The 21,812-nt window shown below is 70.9% G+C and carries 15 protein-coding genes; 12 read left to right on the top strand and 3 right to left on the bottom strand.

Features of this window, described 5'->3' with window-relative positions:
- Window positions 1-14: 14 nt before the first annotated feature.
- The 3 genes from recD to recC are packed head-to-tail and all read right to left on the bottom strand — an operon-like array spanning window position 15 to window position 8,697.
- The gene (recD, locus tag HMPREF0321_RS10015; protein WP_006946281.1) at window positions 15-1,883 is read right to left on the bottom strand and encodes an exodeoxyribonuclease V subunit alpha; all 1,869 of its coding nucleotides are present in this window, start codon (window positions 1,881-1,883) and stop codon (window positions 15-17) included.
- Window positions 1,880-5,263: a UvrD-helicase domain-containing protein gene (locus tag HMPREF0321_RS10010; protein ID WP_006946149.1), complete on the bottom strand. Its 3,384-nt coding sequence runs from the start codon at window positions 5,261-5,263 to the stop codon at window positions 1,880-1,882. The genes recD and HMPREF0321_RS10010 overlap by 4 nt, the downstream gene beginning before the upstream one ends.
- On the bottom strand, window positions 5,260-8,697 hold the full coding sequence (gene recC / locus HMPREF0321_RS10005; protein ID WP_006946257.1) for an exodeoxyribonuclease V subunit gamma: 3,438 nt from the start codon (window positions 8,695-8,697) through the stop codon (window positions 5,260-5,262). The genes HMPREF0321_RS10010 and recC overlap by 4 nt, the downstream gene beginning before the upstream one ends.
- A 282-nt stretch (window positions 8,698-8,979) precedes the next feature.
- Here recC and HMPREF0321_RS10000 point away from each other — a divergent pair, with 282 nt between their 5' ends.
- The 12 genes from HMPREF0321_RS10000 (at window position 8,980) to HMPREF0321_RS09945 (ending at window position 21,732) form a co-directional block, all read left to right on the top strand.
- The gene (locus tag HMPREF0321_RS10000; RefSeq protein WP_006946140.1) at window positions 8,980-9,351 is read left to right on the top strand and encodes an NADH-quinone oxidoreductase subunit A; all 372 of its coding nucleotides are present in this window, start codon (window positions 8,980-8,982) and stop codon (window positions 9,349-9,351) included.
- 12 nt (window positions 9,352-9,363) lie between these two features.
- A complete protein-coding gene (locus tag HMPREF0321_RS09995) occupies window positions 9,364-10,113 on the top strand; it encodes an NADH-quinone oxidoreductase subunit B (RefSeq protein WP_006946141.1) in 750 nt (249 codons plus the stop codon).
- Complete coding sequence (locus HMPREF0321_RS09990; RefSeq protein WP_006946285.1) at window positions 10,110-10,679, top strand: NADH-quinone oxidoreductase subunit C; 570 nt, start codon at window positions 10,110-10,112, stop codon at window positions 10,677-10,679. The genes HMPREF0321_RS09995 and HMPREF0321_RS09990 overlap by 4 nt, the downstream gene beginning before the upstream one ends.
- Window positions 10,676-11,632 (top strand): complex I subunit 1 family protein, encoded by a 957-nt coding sequence (locus tag HMPREF0321_RS09985; protein ID WP_006946099.1) that lies wholly within the window; start codon window positions 10,676-10,678, stop codon window positions 11,630-11,632. The genes HMPREF0321_RS09990 and HMPREF0321_RS09985 overlap by 4 nt, the downstream gene beginning before the upstream one ends.
- The gene (locus tag HMPREF0321_RS09980) at window positions 11,629-12,264 is read left to right on the top strand and encodes an NADH-quinone oxidoreductase subunit I (RefSeq protein ID WP_006946301.1); all 636 of its coding nucleotides are present in this window, start codon (window positions 11,629-11,631) and stop codon (window positions 12,262-12,264) included. The genes HMPREF0321_RS09985 and HMPREF0321_RS09980 overlap by 4 nt, the downstream gene beginning before the upstream one ends.
- Before the next feature lie 93 nt (window positions 12,265-12,357).
- Window positions 12,358-12,870: an NADH-quinone oxidoreductase subunit J gene (locus HMPREF0321_RS09975; protein ID WP_006946195.1), complete on the top strand. Its 513-nt coding sequence runs from the start codon at window positions 12,358-12,360 to the stop codon at window positions 12,868-12,870.
- Window positions 12,867-13,313 carry an NADH-quinone oxidoreductase subunit NuoK gene (gene nuoK / locus HMPREF0321_RS09970; protein ID WP_006946070.1) on the top strand — a complete coding sequence of 149 codons (447 nt, stop codon included), beginning with the start codon at window positions 12,867-12,869 and terminating at the stop codon, window positions 13,311-13,313. Before HMPREF0321_RS09975 ends, nuoK begins: the two co-directional genes overlap by 4 nt.
- Entirely contained in the window at window positions 13,310-15,286 is a 1,977-nt protein-coding gene (locus HMPREF0321_RS09965) for an NADH-quinone oxidoreductase subunit L (protein WP_006946137.1), read from the top strand. Before nuoK ends, HMPREF0321_RS09965 begins: the two co-directional genes overlap by 4 nt.
- Window positions 15,283-16,950 carry a NuoM family protein gene (locus tag HMPREF0321_RS09960; protein WP_136788543.1) on the top strand — a complete coding sequence of 556 codons (1,668 nt, stop codon included), beginning with the start codon at window positions 15,283-15,285 and terminating at the stop codon, window positions 16,948-16,950. Before HMPREF0321_RS09965 ends, HMPREF0321_RS09960 begins: the two co-directional genes overlap by 4 nt.
- Entirely contained in the window at window positions 16,947-18,464 is a 1,518-nt protein-coding gene (locus HMPREF0321_RS09955) for an NADH-quinone oxidoreductase subunit N (RefSeq protein WP_006946107.1), read from the top strand. The genes HMPREF0321_RS09960 and HMPREF0321_RS09955 overlap by 4 nt, the downstream gene beginning before the upstream one ends.
- 62 nt (window positions 18,465-18,526) lie before the next feature.
- A complete protein-coding gene (gene pepN / locus HMPREF0321_RS09950) occupies window positions 18,527-21,310 on the top strand; it encodes an aminopeptidase N (RefSeq protein WP_006946223.1) in 2,784 nt (927 codons plus the stop codon).
- A gap of 38 nt (window positions 21,311-21,348) precedes the next feature.
- Window positions 21,349-21,732 carry a hypothetical protein gene (locus HMPREF0321_RS09945; protein WP_139023620.1) on the top strand — a complete coding sequence of 128 codons (384 nt, stop codon included), beginning with the start codon at window positions 21,349-21,351 and terminating at the stop codon, window positions 21,730-21,732.
- Window positions 21,733-21,812: the final 80 nt, after the last annotated feature.

Below are 21,812 nucleotides of genomic sequence, written 5' to 3'. Positions count from 1 at the left end.
AGTGCATCAGAAATCTATCCATTCTCGGTTTTCGTCTCGCGCTGGATGTTCGTCTCACGCAGGCGCCGCGCCAGCCCTGACGCTCGGCGCACCGGGGTGCGCACCGCGTGCTCGATGGCGTCGTCCGTGCCGACGACGGTGAGGTGCGCACTCGCGCGGGTCAGCGCGGTGTAGAGCATCTCGCGCGTCAGCAGCCGCGAACCGACCGGCGGCACGATGACCGTGACGTGCTCGGCCTGGCTGCCCTGCGCCTTGTGCACCGTCATCGCGTGCATCGTCTCGACATCGGCCAGGCGCCACGGTGAGAACTCGGTGCGTTTTTTCGTCTCCTCGCCCGCCTTCTGCCCGCGGTCGACGAGGACGACGAGGCGCCCGCCCGCGTCGATGACGACGCCCGTGTCACCGTTGAAAAGCCCGAGGCTCGGGTCGTTCTTCGTCACGATGACGGGCCGGCCGACGTACATGCGGCCCGCCACGATGTCGACGCCCCGATCCGCGAGCGAGGCCTCGACGAGGCGGTTCCAGCGGGCGACACCGTACGGTCCGGTGCGGTGCGCGCACAGGAGACGGTGGTGACGCAGGGCGCCCAGCGCCGCGTCACGATCCCCGGCAGCGGCCGCCTGACGCAGCTGCCACGCCGATTCCGCGACGTGCGGCAGCGCGGCCAGGTCGACGTCGCCCTCGCTGAGGTGTTCGACGTCGCCGCGCCCACCGCGCAGCACCGCGGTGACGCCCGCGACCTGTTCGTCCGGCGTCGGCGCCGCGAAGGCCAGCGCGAGATCGCGGCGGGATTCGCTGAGCCGGTGATGCGTCGTGAGGCGCACGATCTGCGCGTCGTCGAGCCCGGAGACGAGGTCGCTCAGCACCGAACCGGCCTCGACGGATGCGAGCTGATCGGGGTCGCCGACGAGGAGCAGGCGCGCCGTCGGCTTGAGCGCTTCGAGCAGGCGCGCCGTCATCGCGAGTGACAGCATCGACGCCTCGTCGACGACGACGAGATCGTGCGGCAGCGGGTTGCTCGCGTCGTGCACGAAGCGCTGCGAGTTCGTGCGATCCCACCCGAGCAAGCGATGCAGGGTGATGGCGTCGGGGGCCGCGTCGGGGCCGACGCCGTTCTCACGCAACGACTCCGTCATGCGCGCCGCCGCCTTGCCGGTGGGAGCCGCGAGCGCAAGGCGTAGGTCGGCTCCGAGCCCCGCGTGGGCGGCGCGGATGATCGCAGCGAGCGTGTAGGTCTTGCCCATGCCCGGGCCACCGGTGAGGACGGTCAGCGATCGCGTCAAGACCGAGTGCACCGCTCCGCGCTGCGCGTCGTCGAGCGCGATGCCGGCGATGGCCGCGTCGGCCTCGGCCTGCGACTGCGTGGTGAGGGGAGCCAGCAGTGATTGCCGCTGTGCGATGAGGTCGGCGATGAGGTTCTCGTCGCGGTCGTGACGATCCATGATGAGCAGCGGCGGATCTGCGGCGTCCGCGCCGTCGCCGCGCAGGTGCACGACGCCTTGGTGCGCGAGCGCACTCGCACGCACGAGATCGGCGAGGGCCGCAGGGTCGGGCACGGCGATCACCTCGGCGAGCGTCGCCACCGCGAGGTCGACCTCGTCCTCCTGGTCACGCGCGACCTCGGCGCCCGTCGTGGCGACGCCTGTGAGGTCGAGCGCGCTCGATCCTTCTCGGGCCGCGCGTACGGCGAGAGCGAGCAGCGCGAGCGGCCACCCGTCGGGTTCACCCACGGCGCGGGCGATGCGACGGGCCACGAGTTCGTCGCCGCGGCTGACGAACTCGTGCTCGGCGAGGACGTCGAGTGGGTGGCGTCCGTCTGTGCGACCCGCGTCAGGTGCGACAACCGCCGATTCGGGCGCAGTCTCGACATGGTGGTCGGTCATCGCTGACTCCCTCGCTCGCGACCGTCGATGATGGCGGACAGCGCGACGACGAGCGCTGCCGGTGGGCGCCACGTGAAGACGCCGAAGGGGGTGTCGTCGTCACCGCGGGGCGTGTCAGCCCCCGCCATGCCACGCACGTAGAGATACATGACGCCGCCGAGGTGGGTCTCGGGGTCGTAGCCGGGCAGGCGCCAGCGCAGGTAGCGGTGCAGGACGACGGCGTACAGAATTGCCTGCAGCGGGTAGGACGAGTGATTCATCGCCGCGGCGAGGGCCTCGGGGCCGTAAGCAGACAACGTGAGCGGGGCATCCGGATCACCCAGGCGGTTCGTCTTGTAGTCGACGACGAAATAGCGCCCGCCGTGACGGAACGTCAGGTCGATCGAGCCGGTCAGGTACCCGCGCAGCGTCTCCTCGCCGAGCAGGGAGGCCTCGAGATGGTCGGCGTAGGGACGCAGCGGGTCGTCTTCCGGCAGGTGACGGCGCAGGACGTCGGCGAACGCACGCAGGGTCGCCCGGGCGTGGGGGGTGTCACCGCCACCGAGGGGGATCTCGAAGTCCATCTCGGCGATGCGGTCGCTCATTGCGATCCGACGCAGGCACACGTCGTCGGCCAGGGGCCCGAACGGGGTGGCGAGCACCCCGCGCAGCGCTTCGACGAGGGCGTCGACGTCGACGTCGGCCGGCCAGCGCAGCTGTTGTTCGACGATGTGCCGGTGCAGCTCGGCGTCGAGGTCGTCGGCCTGGAAGTCGGCCTCCTCGAGCACACCGTGCACGAGCGAGCCGAACGTCGCGCCGAGCGGCTGGTCGTGCATGGGGGAGAGAGCGTCAGCCCCCGGGACGTCGGGCGCCGACGGTGCCTGCGGCAGCGCGAGGTCGACGTCCGGGTCGAGCTGGGCGCCGACGGCGTCGGGCTCGCTGACGACGCCCGCCAGCTCGTCGGCGCGCTCGCCGGCGGCCGACAGCGCGGAGTACGACGTGCGTCGCCAGGACGTGTCGACGAGGCGTGGGTCGAACCGTGAGAGGTTCATCTCGTCGCTCGAGACGGCGACGTGAACGGGCGTCGGCTTGGCGCCGGGCACGACCTCGGTGAGGGTGAAGGCCCGGTGTTCAGCCCAGGTCTGGAGGATCTCGAACAGCTTGTCACCGCGCGGCAGGCCGTTCTGCTCGGTCGTGGTGATGACCTCGCTGCCCTTGTCGCTCGTGCGGCGCGTCAGCAGTTCTCCCAGCGACGCGGGGTCGGCGGCCTGACCGAACAGCAGCCGGTGCAGAGCGCTCTTCGAGGTACTGCGTGCCGTCGGGGCCCACCACAACACCACCTTGCTCTGCGCGCGCGTCATCGCCACGTACGCGAGGCGCATCTCCTCGCCGGAGGCCTCCTCGTGCGATCGCGACGCGTTGATGACGCCCGGATCGAACGAGACGACACGGCCCGCCTCGGTGTAGACGATGTCGGGAACCGAGCGGTCCTTGTCCCATCGGTTCCACAGCGTCGGCGCGAAGACGACGGGGTACTGCAGCCCCTTGCTCGCGTGGATGGTCGACAGTGTCACGGCCTGCGCGTCGGAGTCGAGACGCATGAGGCGCGCGTCGGCGGTGACCTTGGCATCCGCGGCGCTCTGCTCCTGCACCCACGCGACCAGCGCCGCGATGCCGCCGCCGGTCGCGAGCTGACGCTCCGTCAGCAACTGCGCGCAGTGCTCGATGTCGGTGACGTCGCGTTCGCCGCCGACGCGGGCGAGGAGGCGTTCGAGCATGCCGCGCGCCCGCAGCGCATCCATGACGGCGGGGATGCCGCCCTCGTCGAACTGCGCCGCGAGCGCGTGGACGAGTTCGGCGGATTCGTCGGCGTCGGCCGTCTCGAGTGCGTCGATGCGGGCGACGTCCCAGCCGATGAGGGGCGTCAGGCACGCGGCTCGCACGCGCTGCGCGCGATGGGGTTGTTCGAGGGCGAGCAGGAGCTCGAGCCACCAGGCCCCGGCGCTGCTGCGCAGTACGGAGTCGCCACTCATCATCACGGCGGGGATGCCGGCGGCACGCAGCTGCTCGCGGACCTGGAGCAGCTGTGCGTGGGTGCGCGCGAGGACCGCCATGTGGTGCGGCGCGAGCGGCGCGTCGGCGAACGTCGTCCCGCTCGCCAGCAGTTCGCTGGCGCGTACCGCGAGGTCGTGCGCGACGGCGCTGCGCGCGCCAGCTGCGGGCAGCGGGTCACCGTTGACCCAGCGCATCTCGATCGGCGCGGCGTCGCCGACGAGGCGGGACGTCTCGCGGTCGGCGGTGACGGGGTGCGCGACGATGCCGGGCGAGAGCGTCACGTTGCCCATGAGGCGGCCGAGGGCGTCGACGAGCGGGCCGTCGCTGCGGTAGTTCGTCGGCAGCGTCGAACGGTGCTCGGCGGTCTGCGACGCCCGCAGGTAGGTGTGGACGTCGCCGCCGCGGAAACCGTAGATCGCCTGCTTGGGGTCGCCGACGAGGATGAGGGAGCGGCCCGCCTCCGAGAATGCCGTCTGGAAGACCTCCCATTGCACGGGGTCGGTGTCCTGGAACTCGTCGACGAGCACGACACTCCACCGCGCCCGCATCCGTTCGCGGGCGATCGACGGGGTTGCACGCAGGGCGGTGCGCAGGTCGACGAGCAGGTCGTCGTACTCGAGGATGCCGGCGCGGCGCTTGCGGCGCGCGTACTCGTTGCGCAGCGCCTCAGCGAAGTCGATGACGGCGCGTTGGCTGTCGTCGGCGGGCGCGTCGAGGGCGGCGCCGGTGTTCGTCAGTACGCAGTGGCCGATGAATCGTGCCCGCTCGTGCGAGAGGTCGAACGACGGATCCTGCGCGCGGCGGGCGACGTAAAGGTCGTCGATGACCTCGTCGCGCAGGCCGGTCGTGTCCTCGACGAGCGTCGCGAACGAGTCGGAATCGCCGGCGACGCCGAGGCCCTTGAGCACGTCGTGGCAGAACTGGTGGATCGTCGCGATGAGCGCCGAGTCGAACGACGCGAGCGCCCGGGCGAGGCGGTCGCAGCGCTCGGCGAGCACGCCTGGGTCGTCGCTGCGCAGGGCTGCGACGAGGACGCCGTCGTCGTCGTGGGGCGCCTGACGCAGCCGCGTGAGCACGCGTTCGAGTTGTTCGCGCACGCGTTCGCGCAGTTCTTGGCTGGCGGCGCGGGAGAAAGTCACGACGAGCAGTTCCTCGAGCGGCAGCCCCTCCTCGGCCACGAGACGGGTCACGAGGGCGCTCAGCGTCCAGGTCTTGCCCGTTCCGGCGCTCGCCTCGATGAGGGTCGTGCCGTGCGGGATGGGCGCCGTGACGTCGAACTGTACGGACGGCGGCGGCGCGGGTGCCCCGAGCGGGTTCGTGGCGACGGGTGCTGGGGTCTCGGTCATCGCCCGATCGGTCCCTTCTGGTCGAGCAGCGGGATCCACAGCCGTTTGCTCCGGTCGATGAACACGTTGCCGGCATTGAGCCGGTCGAGTGAGGGCACCTGTGGCGCGTAAACGCGCTGCCACCAGGGGTCGTCGCGTTCTCCCTCGCGATCGAAGGTGCCTTCCCAGACCGGGCGGGCCTTGCTCGCCCCGACGTTGAGGGCGAGTTCTTCGGTGGCGTTGCGCGAGCGTCGTCCGGCGCGGTAGCCCTCGATGAACGCGAGCGACGTCTTCGCCGGTACCGGCAGGGGCGCGCGCAGACCGTCGAGGCGCAGGGACGCGAGGTCGGTGAGCGCACTGAGCGGGTCATCGGGTGCGGTGAGGCGGCACTCGCCGTACTTGCCGCGCACGGCGGCGCTCCACTCCTGCCCAGGACGCGAGGCGGCGGCCGCGAGGACGCTCACCCAGGCCCGCGCGAGGTGCCGAGCACTGACGGAGCTGTAGTTGACGATCTGGATTTCGTCGCCGATGACGTGCGGGACGACACCCGTCAGCCGGACGGAGGTCGGCCCGCTCGGTCCGTTGAGCGTGAGGGGGATCGACACGTCGATACTGCGTCGCTCACCCGGCGGCAGGCCCTGAAGGATGGCGCCGACCTTGCGCGTGATGTCGCCGATCTTCGACGGCAGCGGGCTCGGTGGCAACGCGCCACTGTGGCTCTCCTCGGCGCTCGCCTGCTCCAGCGGCACCCCGCTGAGGGTGCGACGCAGGAGGCGATCGCCGACGGCCCACTGTTCGAGCGGGTCGAGGTCGATCGGTAGCGCATCCTCGGTCTCGTCGGCCTCGTACGTGACGCCCGTCTGCAGCCGGTCGGACAGGAACGTGCGGGCCGGGTTCTCGATGAACCTCACGAGCTCGTCGAGGGTGACGTCACGGGGTTCGCGGGCCGGCAGCAGGCCGGTGAGCAGCGGCGGCAGCGAGGTCTCGTCGGCGACGTCGCGTCCGCTCTCACGCGCCTGCCGCAACGAACGCGCGCCGGCGAGCGCGGCCGCGTCGTACGAGCCACCCGGCAGGGGTGAGCTGAACGTGAAGTTGCGTTCGTCGAACGGTTGCAGCGGGTGGACGAACTCGAAGGGGTGACGCTCGGCGTCCTCGGGGGTCGGCGCGCCGGTCGCGGCGGCCGCGGCGATGAGCTCCTGCAGCGGGACGGCGGGCGGGCGGCGAGTGCCGTCACGCTCGTCGAAGCCCGAGTAGAACGCGATGAGGTGCTTGCGCGACGCCATGACGGCATCGAGGAGCAGTTGCCTGTCCTCACTGCGCGGGTCGCGCTCGCCGAGATGAGGGTCGCGAGCGAGCGCGTCGTCACCGTCGGCGACGAAGGAGCGGGGGAAGCTCTCGTCGTCGAGGCCGAGCAGGATGACGGCCTGGTGCGGCACCGAACGCATCGGCGTCAGCGTGCACACGCTGACGGCGCCGTTGCGGAAGTTGCTGCGCGACGGGCGCGGGCCCCAGCGCTGCTCGAGCATGACGCGCATGTCGGTGAGGCGCAGACCGGTGCGGGTGCTGCCCTCGGCGAGGAACGCCAACTCGCGCTCGAACGCTCCGAGCTGCCACGCCTCGTCGCGTGACGGAGCAGCGACGGCGCCCACGTGACGCCGCAACCAGTCGAACCATTCCTGCGGCGTGAAACTGCCCCGGGTAAGGTCGACGCCCGCTGAGCTCGTGCCGCGCACGGCCTTGGCGGCCGCCGTCACCTCCGTCATGAGGGTGACGAAGGCGCTCGCCGTCTCGATGTCGGAGGTGCCCAGATCGTCGATCGGCAGCAGGGCGCCCGCCGGAGCTTCTGTGTCGGCGCTCATCGCGACGCCGAGTGCGAGCCGGTCGAGAGCCAGCGTCCACGTGTTGGCCGGCATTTCGAGGAGGCCGTACTCGCGGCGGTGCTCGGCGTCGTAACCCCAACGTGCACCGCTCGTGCGCACCCACCGGCTGATGCGGTCGAGGGCATCCGTGTCGAAACCGAACTTCTGGCGCACGGCGGGCAGGTGCGCGAAGTCGAGCACCTCGGATGCGGTGGCGCGCCCGCCGGCGAGGCCGAGCAGTCTCAGGGCCACCTCGGCGAGGGGGTTGGTGGCGGCGAGGCCGCGGTCGGCGAGCTGCACGCGCAGACGCCGACCGGGATGGTGCGCGCCGTCGTCGTCGACGGAGGCGAACGCCGCCTTGATGAGCGGCGCGTACGTCTCGACGTCGGGGCACATGACGACGATGTCGCGCGGCTGCAGACTGCCCTTGGACTCGTCGAGCAGCCACAGCAGCGTCTCGCGCAGTGCGTCGACCTGACGGGCCGGGCCGTGACAGGCGTGAACCTGGAAGGAGGTCGTGTCGTCGATGGTCGAGACGGCGCTCGGGGCGCGGTTGGCGCGGATGTCGGCCTGCAGCTGCTCGAGGCGCGTGCCGGCAGCAGCCCCGCGCGAGGATCCCTCACCGGCAGGCCCCTGCCCAAACGGGGCGGCCGCCGGCGCGCTCGCGTCCTCGACGTCGCGTCGCAGCAGCGTCAGTTCGAGTTCGCGGATGTCACGCCCGAGCGTGGCGAGCAACGGGTGCTCCGCGGCGCGCGCGCTGTCGTCGTCGCGGCGCCGGAGGCCGCCGGAATCGAGCTGGCGCAACCGCTGCCAGAGGGCGTCGCTCGGGTGCGGCAGCCACAGGTGCGTCTCGTGACGTGCGGCGATCGCTTCGAACAGGTCGAGTGTCGCCGTCGACACCCGCGTGTAGCCGAAGAAGTTGACGCGCCGCGGCAGGGACAGCGTCAGCGTGCCGTCGCGCAGGCTGGTGCACACGCGGTCGAGCCGCGCGACGGGCGACTCGTCGATGCCGTGCGCGCGCGCCACGTCGAGCACGTCACGCCACAACCGGGGCTGCCACGCGAGGTCGGGCGCGACGTCGCCGCCGGCACCGCTCTCCCAGGCACGAACGAGCGCGGGACGCTCGTCGCTGTAGCGCGCGAACAGCCCCGCGAGGCGCCGCGCGACCGCGTACCGACGAGACTGGCGGGCACGGTGGAACCACGCGTCGTTCTTCGACGCGCCGCCGGGCAGCGCATCGGCCCCGAGGTGGTGGGCGAGCGTCTCGAACCCGGGGCGCTGCACGGCCGCGTCGACGGCTTCGAGGACGAGCCAGGCGAGCCGGTCGGGGTGCCACGGGTCGTCGAACTCGCGCTCGAGGGCGAACGACATGAACGAGTACGGCGTGTGGACGCTCAGCCCGGCGCACACCCCGTCGTCGCCGATGTTCGCGCCGAGCTCGTGCGCGAGACGTTGGCTCAGCCAGCGCTCGACGCCGGGGGAGGGCGCGATGACGAGTTCACGGTCGAACACGTCGAGCGGATCGCTCGCGAGGAGCGAGCCGAGCTGCTCGGCGAGAGCGGTCGGGGAAGCTTCCCGATGCAGGATGAGTGCCACGTCACAGACAGTAGACGCTGCCTCCGACAACCGCGGGATTCCGGGGTTCTTGCGTCCCATCGGCGACATCGCACCTGCCGGCAGGAGCCTATGAACGCCACGGCTGCGGGTGCGGGCCTTCAGCCTCGACGAACTCCCGTCGGTGACAGGGGCAGACAGGCTCCCCACTCCATCTGTGAGAGGGCAGCCGCATGATGCCCGGCGTCACCGCAGAACGCCCGCAGGCGAGACACACGCGCCAGCCTCGCGGGCGCAGGTGGTGCGCCCCGATAGGCTGGGCCGGTGAATTCCGGTCTGCTGGGCTACCTCGTCGTGCTCGGCGTCACCCTCGGGGGCGTCGCGCTCTTCGTCGCTGCCATGGTGGTCCGTCGTGTCCTCGCACCGCGCGTGCCCAGCCCGACGAAGCTGACGACGTACGAGTCGGGCGTCGACCCCATCGCCGGCAACTGGCAGCAGTCCGGTTTCCGGTACGTCGCGTTCGCGTTTCTCTACGTGGTGTTCGCCGTCGACGCCGTCTACCTGTTCCCGTGGGCGCTCGTCCTGCGCACGAGCGGCCTCGGCGTCGCTTCACTGTTCGAGATGGGCATCTTCATCCTCGTCCTGCTCGTCGGCCTCGCGCATGCCGCGCGCCGGGGCCTGCTGGCCTGGCTGTGAGGTGATCCGACGATGACCGACGATTCCCGCACGCCCGCCGCCGACGCGACCTTCCCCACGGCAGGGCCGATCGAAGCCACCGCAGAGCGCGCCGTCGACCTGCCGATGCCGACGGTGCGTCCCCACGTCGGCATGGCGCAGGAGCATGCACCGAAGCCGATGCGGCTCGTCCTCAACTGGGGGCGCCGCTACTCACTGTGGGTGTTCAACTTCGGCCTCGCCTGCTGCGCGATCGAATTCATCGCCGGCTCGATGTCGCGCCACGACTTCATCCGCCTCGGCGTCATCCCCTTCGCGCCGGGCCCACGTCAGGCCGACCTCATGGTCGTCTCCGGCACCGTCACCGACAAGATGGCGCCCGCCGTCCGTCGCCTCTACGACCAGATGCCCGAGCCGAAGTACGTCATCAGCTTCGGCGCGTGTTCGAACTCCGGTGGGCCGTACTGGGATTCTTACTCCGTGACGAAAGGCGTCGACCAGCTCGTGCCCGTCGACGTCTACGTGCCCGGTTGCCCGCCGCGCCCCGAAGCGCTGCTGCAGGGCATCGTCACGCTGCAGAACCAGATCGCGCAGGAGAAGCTGACCGGCGAGAGCATTCTGTCGCGCCTCAACCCGTTCTCCACCAAGCGCCGCAGCGCCGCGTCCGTCCAGCGTCCGCTCGTGACGAAGCCGGGGCACGACGTCCCCTCGAAGAAGACGACGGGCGCCACCAAGGCCGACGCCCCGACACCCGACACCCCCACGACCGGTGATGACGCATGAGCCGCGAACCGCGCCGCGTCGACGTCGCGCTCGACGAGTGGATCGCCACGCATGAAGCGCACCGCGCCGACGGCTACACGTTCTTCGACTTCGTCACCGCCGTCGACGAGACCGATCGCGATCTGCCCGACAAGCCGGCCGGTTTCGACCTCGTCAGCCACCTCTATGAGATCGGTGACGGCGACGTCCGCGGCGTGCGCGCGAGTGTCATGACGCGCGCACGGGTGCCGCTCGCCTCGGGTGACGACCCGGCGCACGCGCCGAGCCTCACCGGCCTGTGGCGCGGCGCGGCATGGCACGAACGTGAGACGTTCGAGATGTTCGGCATCGTCTTCGACGGGTTCGACGACGGCACGGGCGCCGGTCTGCGCAAGCTGCTGCTGCCCGAGACGTTCATCGGCACGCCGCTGCGAAAGTCGTTCGTCCTCACGGCGCGCGCGAGCAAGGAGTGGCCGGGCATCAAGGACCCCGGCGAGTCCAAGGGTGAGAGCCCTCGCGCGGGAGCGGCGAAGCGCCGCAAGGTCATGGCGCCGGGCGTCCCCGACGACACGTGGGGGCCGCGATGAGCGTTCTCGACGTCACGTTGCGCAGCGTGGCCGTGCTCGCCTGTTTCATGGTGCTGCCGCTCGTGCTCGGCCAGGTCGAGCACAAGGTGATGGCGCACATGCAGGGGCGCCTCGGCCCGATGGAGGCGGGCGGTTTTCACGGGTGGGCGCAGCTCGTCGCCGATGGCGTCAAGTTTGCGCAGAAGGAGGACGTGACGCCGCGCGCCGCTGACCGGGGCGTGTTCAAGCTCGCGCCGGCGGTGTCGATGTTCAGCTATCTGCTGGCGCTCGCGGCCGTCCCGTTCACGCCGAGCCTCGTCGCCGGTGACCTGCCCGCGTCGCTCGTCTACGTGCTCGCCGTCTCCGGCATCGGCACGGTCGCGACGCTCATGGCAGGGTTCGGTTCGGGCAACAAGTACGCGACGCTCGGCGCGTTCCGGTCGGCCGCGCAGCTCGTCAGCTACGAGGTGCCGCTCATCCTCGCGTGCGCGTCGTTCGCGATGGCTGCGGGTTCGCTCAGCATCTCCGGCATCGTCCACGAGTGGCACCCGATCTGGTTGCTGTGGCAGCTGCCGGGCGCGTTCGTCCTGCTCGTCGCGATGACGGCCGAGCTGCAACGCCCGCCGTTCGACATGCCCGTCGCCGACTCAGAGGTCGTCATGGGCGTGATGACGGAGTACACCGGCCTGCGTTTCGCGCTGTTCCTGCTGAGCGAGTACGCAGGCATCGTCGTGATGTCGGCACTGTTCGCCGCGCTCTACCTCGGCGGGTGGAACGGCCCGTTCGAGGGCGCGCTCGGGTTCGTGTGGATGCTGCTCAAGACGGCCGTCGTCGCCTTCGTCATCTTGTGGATGCGCATGAGCTGGCCGCGGCTGCGTGAGGACCAGCTGCAGCGTTTCGCCTGGTTCGTGCTCGTCCCGCTCGCACTCGTCCAACTCGCTCTCACCGCGGCAGGAGTGATCTACACCGCATGACTCAGCCTCACGAGAACGACGCGTCCGCCTCGGGCGACGCGACTCCCGACGCCCCGCGCGATCTCGGTCGCCACGTCCACCCGCTGCTCTCCTCCGGGCGTGAGGCGGGTCCGATCCGCGGCCTGCTCGCCGGGATGCGCACGACTGCGCGCACGATGACGAAGAAGACGTCCGTGCAGCAGTACCCGGACGTCAAGCCCGACCTGCCGCCTCGCAGCCGCGGCGTCATCGCGCTGCTCGAGGAGAACTGCACCGCCTGCATGCTGTGTGCGCGCGAGTGCCCCGACTGGTGCCTCTACATCGACTCACACAAGGAGACGGTGCCGAGCGAGACGCCCGGTGGGCGCGATCGTCAGCGCAACGTCGTCGACCGGTTCGCGATCGACTTCTCCTTGTGCATGTACTGCGGCATCTGCATCGAGGTCTGCCCGTTCGACGCGCTGTTCTGGAGCCCCGAGTTCGAGTACGCGACGAACGACATCCGCGACCTGCTGCAGGAGAAGGACGAGCTCGGCGCGTGGATGCGCACCGTCCCCGCGCCGCCCGATCTCGACGACGGCGCACCCGGGGCCGCCGAGGTGGCTGCGGCGAGCAAACCCGCACGCGTGCAACGACGTCGGCCGACGCAGTGAACGCGAGCACCACGACGACGCGGGCCACCGCCCGCCACACCGAAGCCGACACGCCCATCAGCAGCCGGACAGCCAGGACCAGGGGGAGCGACCATGACCGTCCATGACGCCCTGTTCGCCTGCCTCGGCCTCATCAGCGCCGCGTCCGCGATCTGTGCGGTGACGACGCGGCAGATCGTCCACGCGGCACTGTGGCTGACGGTGTGCCTCGCGACGCTGTCGGGCTGCTACCTCGTCCTCGGCGCCGAACTCGTCGCGCTCGTGCAGTTGCTCGTCTACGTCGGCGCGGTCGTCGTCCTCGTCCTGTTCGCCGTCATGCTGACGCGCGCGCCGATCGGGCGCAGCGGCGACCACGACGCGCCCATCATGACGCGGATGGCCGCCCTCGTCATCGCCGCGGCGACGGGCGGTCTGCTGTTCTCGGCGTTCGTCTCGGCGTTCGGCACACGCCGCGCGCGCATCGACTCGGGCACGACGACCGACCTCGCGCAGAACCTGTTCGGCCGGTTCGCGTGGCCGTTCGAGGTCGTCTCGCTCGTCCTGCTCTCCGCCCTCGTCGGGGCCCTCGCGATGATCGGTTCGCGACGCTCGGGAGGCGGTCGATGATCCACCTCGTGCTGCCGTTCGGCCTCGCCTCGATCCTCGCCGGCGCCGGTGTCTACGCCATCCTCGCGCGCCGCAACGCCGTGCTCGTGCTCATCGGTGTCGAACTCGTGCTCGCGGCCGCGAACCTCGTGCTCGTCACGACGAGCGCGATCCTGCCCGATCCGGGCGGCTCCGCCCAGATCATGTCCCTGTTCGTCATCACCCTCGCCGCCGCCGAGGTGACGCTCGCGCTCGGCATCATCCTGTATGCGTTCCGCGCGCGCGGTCACATCGACCTCGGCGAAGGACTCGACGCCGACGAGGTACGCGCCGACACGCGTGAGGTCACGGGCGAGAACAGCGGCGCTCGCGAGGCGAGCGCGACGGCCACCGCAGCTTCGCCGGCCGCGACGTCGACCACGTCGCCGGCATCCTCAGCATCCTCGCCGGAGGTGACTTCGTGACGAGCGTGACGTCTCACCTCGCGCAGGCGGCTCTCGCGCTGCCGCTCATCGGCGCGCTGCTGGCGTTCGTCCTCGGACGCCGCAACGTCGTCGCCTTCGTCCTCGCCTCCGTGACGACGGCCGCGGCGCTCGGCGCGTCCGTCTGGCTGGTCCTGCGTCATCTCGGTTCGGGGGTGGCGCAGGACGTCACGACGCTCGACGCGCTGCCGCTCGGGCCCACGCTGCGGGTGCCGCTGCAGTTGCGCGACGACGCGACGAGCGCGCTCATCGTCGCCGTCGTGCTTCTCGTGTCACTGACGGTGCAGCTCTTCGCGCGCTGGTACCTGTACTCCGATCCGCGCTATCGCGTGTTCGCCTCGAGCGTCGCGCTGTTCACTGGAGCGATGGTGCTCGTCGTGCTGTCGAACGACGTGCTGCTCACGCTGATGGGCTGGGAGGTCATGGGCTGGTGCTCGTACCTGCTCATCGGTCACGAGAGCGAGCGCGCTGCGGCCCGCCGCGCAGCGTTCAAGGCCTTCGTCGTCACCCGCCTCGCAGACGCGCCGTTCATCGTCGGCCTCGCGGCGCTCGCGATGGTCGCGCACACGACGCGTATCAGCGACATCCTCAGCACGTGGACGCACATCGACGGCCCTCTGCGACTCGCCGTCCTGCTCGGCCTCGTCTGCGGCGTGCTCGGCAAGTCGGCGCAGCTGCCGTTCAGCGACTGGCTGCCTGATGCGATGGAGGGCCCGACGCCCGCCTCCGCGCTCATCCACGCCGCGACGATGGTCGCCGCCGGCACCGTCGTGCTCGCCCAGTTCGAGCCGCTGCTCGCGCTCGAACCGACAGCCCGCCTGACGCTCGTCCTCGTCACCGGTGTCACGTCGCTGCTCGCGGCGCTGGCCGCGTTCTGCCAGTTCGACCTCAAGCGGTTGCTCGCGTGGTCGACCGTCAGCCAGGTCGGGCTCATGCTGCTGGCCGTCGGCGCCGTCCCGCCGGGTGACTCGGCCGACGCCGCGCTGCTCCACCTCGTCGGCCACGCCTTCTTCAAGTCGATGCTGTTCTTGCTGCTCGGCTGGCTGTCCGTCGTCATCGGCAGCACGCTCGCGAGTCGCATGTCGGGGTCGCTGCGTCGCCTGCCGCGCACGTTCGTTCCGGCGACCCTCGGCCTGTTCACCATGGCGGGGCTGCCGCCGACGATCGCGTTCGTCTCGAAGGATGCGATGATCAACGACGCAGCGCGCTCGCAGGCGGACGGACACGTCGAAGGGCTCATCGGGTTCATCATGCTGTTCCTCATCGTCGCCGCGACTGCCGCGTATTCGATGCGTGCCTGGCTCATCCTGCAGCACCGCACGACGCTGGAGCGCCGCGGTGAACGTCAGGTCCTCAACGACTCGCACGTCGTGCGCGACGTCGACATCGTCGAACTACTGCGCACCTCGCCCGAGGTCGACGAGCACGGCGAGGAGATCGCCGCCGTCGAGGAGTACGACGAGGACGAGGTGCTGCCGCGCCCCGGCGTCATGGTGCGGTTCATGATGTGGGTGCTCGCCCTCGGCGGCATCTTCGGTGGAGCCCTCGCGCTGACGCCGCTCATCGACATCGACACCCGGCATCTCAACCTGCCGATGATGGGGGCCACCGTGCTGCTCGTGCTCGCGTCGGTGCTCGTCGTGCGCATCATGTCGCTGCGTCAGCTCTACGGTGACGCCTCCCGGCGCCTGCCGCGTCGCATGACGCTGCTCGCCACGCGCGGGTTCGGCCTCGACCGTGCCTACCTCGCGTTGGCGCGGCCGATCGTGTGGTTCGCCCATGTCGTCCACGGCACCGATCTTCGTCTCGCCGCAGCGCACGACACGCTGCCTGCCGGCATGGCGCGCCTCGGCGACCTCGCCGACGCACCGCACACGCGCCGCCCCTCGACGGGCCTGTCGTGGGTCATCGTCGGCGTCGTCGTCGCCTCGGTCGTGGGGGTGACGTTGTGGTGATCGCCCTGCTCCTCGCCAGCGCCCTGCCGCTCGGTCTCGGCGCCGCTCTCATGGCGGCCGACCGTCTCGGACGTCCGCTGTCGCACACCGCCGCCTGGTGCATCGCCCTCCTGACCGCGGCTGCGTCGCTCGGCGCCGGCCTCGCCGCGGCGATGGGGGACGCCGTCGTCGACCGGCCGTGGGTGCCGCAGATCGGGCTGCGCCTGCACCTGACGATCGACGGCATCAGCGCGCCCCTCGTCGTGCTCGCCGCAGCGGTGACGCTGCTCGCCGTCGCCGTGTCGTCCCGTCAGCGTCCGAAGGGCACGCCGGGGCTGTTCTACGGCAGCCTGCTCGTCGTGCTCGGCGCGGCCGTCGCCGCGTTCACGGTGCGCGACGTCATCGGCTTCTTCATCGCCTTCGAGGTCGCCCTCGTGCCGATGTGGGTGCTCATCGACCGCTTCGGTGACGCTGCGCCCGCCGAGCGTCGTCGCGCCGGGTGGATGTTCGCGCTCTACACCGTCGGTGGCTCCATGCTCATGCTCGCGGGGCTGCTCGTGCTCGTCGCCGCGACCGGCACGAGCGACCTCGACCACCTCACGACGGCCGCACACCGTCTGCCATTCACGACGACGCTCATCGCCGCGACGCTCATCAGCGTCGGCCTCGCCGTCAAGGTGCCGCTGCTCGGCGTGCACGCGTGGCTGCCGCGCGCTCACACGGCGGCACCGACTGCCGGTTCGATGATGCTCGCCGCCGTGCTGCTCAAGCTGGGCACGTACGGTTTCGTCCGTCTCGTCGCGCTGCCGATGCCGGACGCATGGCGCCGCATCGCGCCGATCGTCGCGATCCTGGCGGTCGCCGGCATCATCGTCGGTGGCCTCGTCTGTCTCGTCGAACACGACCTCAAACGCCTCGTCGCGTGGTCGTCGATCGCCCACATGGGTTTCGTCATGCTGGCGCTCGCGGCCGGGCAGGTCATCGGTTTCGGCGCCGCGCTCTACGGCAACATCGCGCACGGTGTCATCTCGGCGCTGCTGTTCGCGATCGTCGGTGCGCTGAAGGCGCGCCGTGGGCCGGTCGACGTCGACGCGCCCGCGCTCGGATTGCGTGACACCGATCCGCGACTCGGGTTCGCCCTGGTCGTCGGGGTCGCCGCTGCGTTCGGGCTGCCGGGGCTCGCCGGTTTCTGGGGCGAAATCCTCGCACTCTTCGCGGCGTGGGATGCGCCGTCACGACCCAACACCCTGTTCCACGTGCTGACGGCACTCGCCGCCCTCGGCGCCGTGCTCGCCGCAGTCTACGGCGCACGCGTATTGCGCGCCGTCTGGGCCGGCGACCTCGAGGACGACGCTCGTCGCGCGGCTGTCGATGACGCCCGTCGAGCGACTGCGAACGCTGCGTCTGACGCGGCGGCACAGCCTGGCGCGAGGACGACCGAGCTCGGCGCGGAACCGGCCGGTGCGAGTTCGTTCGACGCGACGGTCGTCGCCGACGCGTCGGATGGCGTGGCAGCCGTCGCGTCGCCGGCCGACGGCGCCGCGGCCACGCAGCGCGTCACGGGCGCGGAGTGGCTCGCGATCGGCGTGCTGACGCTCGCGACGATCGCCCTCGGTCTCGCCCCGAGCCCCCTCATGCATCTCATGAACGACGAGCTCGTCACGCTGCTGGGAGGCGTCAAGTGAAGATCTCCGTCGACGCTCTCGCCCTCGCACCGGCTGCCGCGCCGATGGTCGCGGCGCTTCTCGTGCTGCTCGTCGACGTGGTCTTCCACGCCAAGGCGCGGTTGCCGTGGATCATCGCGGCTCTCGGTCTGGTCGGTGCGTTGGGTGCCCTCGTCGTCGCGGGGCGCCGAGGGCACGTGGCGACGTTGTGCTCCGGCGGGCAATGCTGGTGGCGTCTCGACGCGCCGGGTACGGGCCTCGTGGGGTTGGCGCTCGTCTCGGCGCTCGTCGTCGTCGTGCTCGCGGCGCTCGAGCCGGTGCGTCCGACGTCCCCTCAACGCGCCGCGGTGCGCGCCATGCTCGTGCTGTCCGCGACGGCCGGATGCGTCGGCGTCGTCGCCGCGCGAGACCTCGCATCGTGGCTCGTGCTCCTCGAACTCGCGACGCTGCCGAGCATCGCCCTCGTCGCGTTGCGTGGTGGCCGGGCGGCCGCGCACGGTGCGTTGACGTTGCTCGTCACGGCGCTCGCGTCGTTCGCCGTGCTCGCGCTGGGGTGTGCGTTGTGGTTTGCTGCGACGGGCACCATCGCGATGAGCGGTGACGCCGTCATCACGGCGTTCGCCGACCCGGCCCGCAAGCCGCTCGCCGTCGTCGCGATGATGCTCGTGCTCGCCGGTGTGGGTTTCAAGCTGTCGCTCGCGCCGTTCCACGCTTGGACGCCGGAGGCGTTCGCGGGGTCCGGCACGTGGGTCGCGGCGTTCCTCGCGACGACGTCCAAGGTGGGCGCGCTCGGCGCGATGCTCGTCGTCGTGTCGGCGGCGTCCGCGCTCGGTTCGCCGGCGCAGACGGCCCTCGGCATCATCGCGGCGTTGTCGATGACGCTCGGCAACGTCATGGCGCTGCGTCAGGTCGATCTGCTGCGTCTCATGGCGTGGTCGACGGTTGCGCAGGCCGGTTGGGTGCTGCTGCCGCTCACGAGCGTCTCGGCCGGTTCGACGCATGCAGCCGCACAGTATCTTGCGCTCTACACGCTGGGCACGGCCGCGGTGTTCGTCGTCCTCGCCGCGTTCGAGCGGCCCGGCCGGGCAGTGCAGATCCACGCGCTGCGCGGCATGTTCCGCTCGCATCCGCTGAGTGCGGCGACGATGGCGCTCGGCCTGCTCGCGCTCGCCGGGTTGCCGCCGAGCATCGTCGGTGTCGTCGCGAAGGTCGTCGCGATGAAACCCGTCGCCGTCGACCACTCGTGGTGGCTGCTCGGGTTCGCGGTGCTCAACACGCTGCTCGGCGTCGCGGTGTACCTGCGCTGGATCGTCGCGATGTTCGTGCCGATCGGTGACGCGACGGGCGACGCATCCGATGCGCCGGCCGCTGACTCCGTCGAGGGGGCGGGCGCGACCGTCGTGGGTACGTCCGCAGGCGCGGCGGCCTCGCCGTTGGTCGTCACGACGCGCGGCCACCGCGTCGTCATCGCGCTGATGGCGCTCGTGCTCGTCGCGACGAGCATCCTGCCGTCGTTGCTGCTGCGCTTCTTCTGAGGCCCGCGCCGTCGGTAACCGCGTTCCACCTGCGGCACACCCTGGGCTGGCAGGATGGCAGCATGACTCTGACGCGTGACGAAGCGCAAGCACGAGCCGCGATCGTGCATCCGACGGCCTACCGCATCGACCTCGATCTCGACGCGGGGCCCCGCACGTTCGGTTCGACGACGACGCTGACGTTCGACGCGCAGGCCGGAGCGTCGACGTTCGTCGACCTCGACCCCGACGAGCTGCTGTCAGCGTCGCTCAACGGGCGTGACCTCGACGTCACCACGGCCCTCGACGGTCGTCGCCTGCGCCTCGACGATCTCGCCGAGCGCAACGAACTCGTCGTCACCGCGCGCATGACGTACGGGCGCGACGGGCAGGGCCTGCACCGGGCCACCGACCCCGCCGACAGCAACGACTACGTCTACGGCCACCTGTTCATGGACGCGGCATCGCGCGTCTACGCCTGCTTCGACCAGCCCGACCTCAAGGCGCCGTACGACGTCACCGTGCGCGCCCCGCAGGGGTGGACGGTCGTCGCCAACGGCGCCATGCGCGAGGTCGAGCCGCAGCTCTGGCGCGCTGCGACGACGAAACCGCTCGCGACGTATTTCGTCACCGTCTGCGCCGGCCCCTTCGCCACCGTCACGGCTGAGCACGACGGCATTCCCCTCGCGCTGCACGCGCGCGCCTCGTTGCGCGACCGGCTCGAGGCGCAGGCCGACGAGATGCTCACCGTGACGCGCGAGTCGTTCGACTACTACCACCAGCTGTTCGGCATCCGATACCCGTTCGGCGAGTACCACCAGGTGTTCGTTCCTGAGTTCAACGCGGGCGCGATGGAGAACCCGGGGTGCGTGACGTTCCGCGACCAGCTCGTCTTCACCGGCGCCGCGAGCCGCACCGAGCACCTGTCGCGCGCCAACACGATCAGCCACGAGATGGCGCACATGTGGTTCGGCGACCTCGTGACGATGCAGTGGTGGGACGACCTGTGGCTCAACGAGTCGTTCGCCGAGTACATGGCCAACCGCACGCTCGTCGCGGCCACCGAGTTCGACGACGCGTGGGTCGACGTCGCCGCCGGCCGCAAGGCATGGGGTTACGCGGCGGAGCGGTCGCCGTCGACGCACCCCGTCGCGGGCGCGCCCGCGCCCGACACCGACACGGCGCTGCAGAACTTCGACGGCATCTCCTACGCCAAGGGTTCGGCGGTGCTGCGTCAGCTCATCCACCACATCGGTGACGACGCGTTCATCGCAGGCGTTCGACTGCACCTGCAGCGGCACGCGTTCGCCAACGCGACGCTCGCCGACTTCCTCGCCTCCCTCGAAGAGGCCTCCGGCACCGACCTGACGCGATGGGCCGCCGCGTGGCTCGAGACGGCCGGCATGGACACCCTCCGCGTCGACGGGTTCGTCGGCGCGGCCCGCGGTGTGGTGACCGAGGGTGCCGATGACGCAGCACGTACCACCCGCACGCTCGACGACGCCCGCGACCCGGCTGCGTCCGCTCCCTTGGATCACGATGCCTCCGCCGCGGCTGACACGACGAGCGCGCCCCACCTCGTCATCGAGGCCAACACGCAGTGGCCTGCCGAGCGCACGCACACCCTCCGCGTGAGCGCCCATTCAGCCGACGGCGCCCTCGTCGCCGTCGACGACCTGACGGGCGCTGCGGGCCGCGTCGACCTTCCCGAGGTGAGCGGAGCGATGGCGCGCGGTGAGCAGGTCGCCGCCATCATCCCGAACGCCGGTGATCTGACGTGGGCGGGCGTCGAGTTCGACGCCGCGACCCTCGCTGCGCTGCCGACCGCACTGCCCGGCATCGCCGACGCAACCACGCGCGGCATGATCTGGACGGCACTCGCCCACGGCCTCGCGACGGCTGTCGTCTCCCCGCAGCAGGTGCTCGCCATCGCCGAGGGCGCGCTGCCGGCCGAGACGCAGATGCCCGTGCTCGACGTCGCCGTCGGCGTGGCCCTGGGGCAGGTCGTCGGACGCTTCATGCCGTGGTCCGAGCGTTCGGACGCTGCGGCACGTCTCGCCGCGGTGGGGGAGCAGCTCATGGCTGCGGCATCGGATTCTTCGACGTGCGCCATGTCAGCGGCGTCCTCGACGAGCACTGCCAGCCCGTCGTCGAGCGCTGCCGGCGCATCTTCGCTGAGCCCTGCCGGCGCACCGTCATCGACTTCGGCCGGTGCGTCCTCGGGCGCACGGGTCGATGCCGTCGACGATCCCCGCCTCCTCGCGGGGGCGCGTCTCGTCGCCTCGACGGGTGACGCCGAGCGTCTGCGTCCGTGGTTCGCGGGGGAGGGCCTGCCGGCGGGGCTCGACGGTGACGCACCGTTCCGGTGGCGCGTGGCGCGTCGCCTCGCACAGCTCGACGCGGTGACGATCGCCGAGCTCGGCGACGCCCTCGCGGCTGACGAGACGATGTCGGGTCAGCTCGGCTATCTCACGGCACGGGCGTCGTTCCCGACCGCGGAGGCGAAGGAATGGGCGTGGGAGGAGCTGACGGCCGCTCCCACCGATGACACGCCGGCGCACAGCAACTATGAGATGAACGCGCTCGCCACGGGTTTTTGGTCGGCCGACGACGAGGCCACCCTTGCGCCGTACATCGAGCGCTACGTCAGCGACGTTCCCGCGATGCGCGCGTGGGTGGGCGAGGACGCGCTCGCCCGCGTCGCGTCGCTTGCGTTCCCGACGGCCCTCGCGAGCGAGGAACTCGACGTCGAAGCCCGCCGCATGCTCGAGCGCGACCTGCCCGCATCGGTGCGCCGTGCCGTCGTCGACCAGCAGGCCCTCGTGCGTGAGGTCCTCGCCTCGCGCGCCGCGTTCGTCGAGGGCTGATGGGGCTGTCACCAAAGCCCGATCTCGAGACGGGGTTCGTGCCCGATCCGCGTCTCGACCCGTTTCGCGATCGCGCGGCGCGTGCCACGTTGCCCGATGGTCGCTCAGGAGTTCTGTACGTCGAATCGGTTCGCCTCGCCACGCTCGAGAGTGGTCATCTGTGGTGGCGATGCTGGTCGGCACCCTACGAGAACGCGATTCTGTGGCTCGACCTGCCGGACGGAGTGTGCACGGACATCTGGCTGAGTGACGGCGCGGCAATCGAGGCCGAGACCGAACAGTGGGCCCGACGAGAGTGGACAGGGGTCAGGCAGGGCGGTCGCCCCGCCCCGATTCATGCGCTCGAGTGGCTGGGGGACGAGGAGTCCCGCAGAATACGGGCCGCGTTCATCGACCCCGGGACCGACGAATCGCAGGCCTGACGCACGATGGCGGGTAACTCACTGGTTGGTTCGAAACTGCGCTCCACCTCGTGAGTCACCCGCCATCGTGTGCGCTCGAA

This window comes from Dermacoccus sp. Ellin185 (genome assembly GCF_000152185.1).
GTDB lineage: Bacteria > Actinomycetota > Actinomycetes > Actinomycetales > Dermatophilaceae > Dermacoccus > Dermacoccus nishinomiyaensis.
Note: the sequence above shows the minus strand (reverse complement) of the source record. Positions and strands in the feature narration are given on the sequence as shown.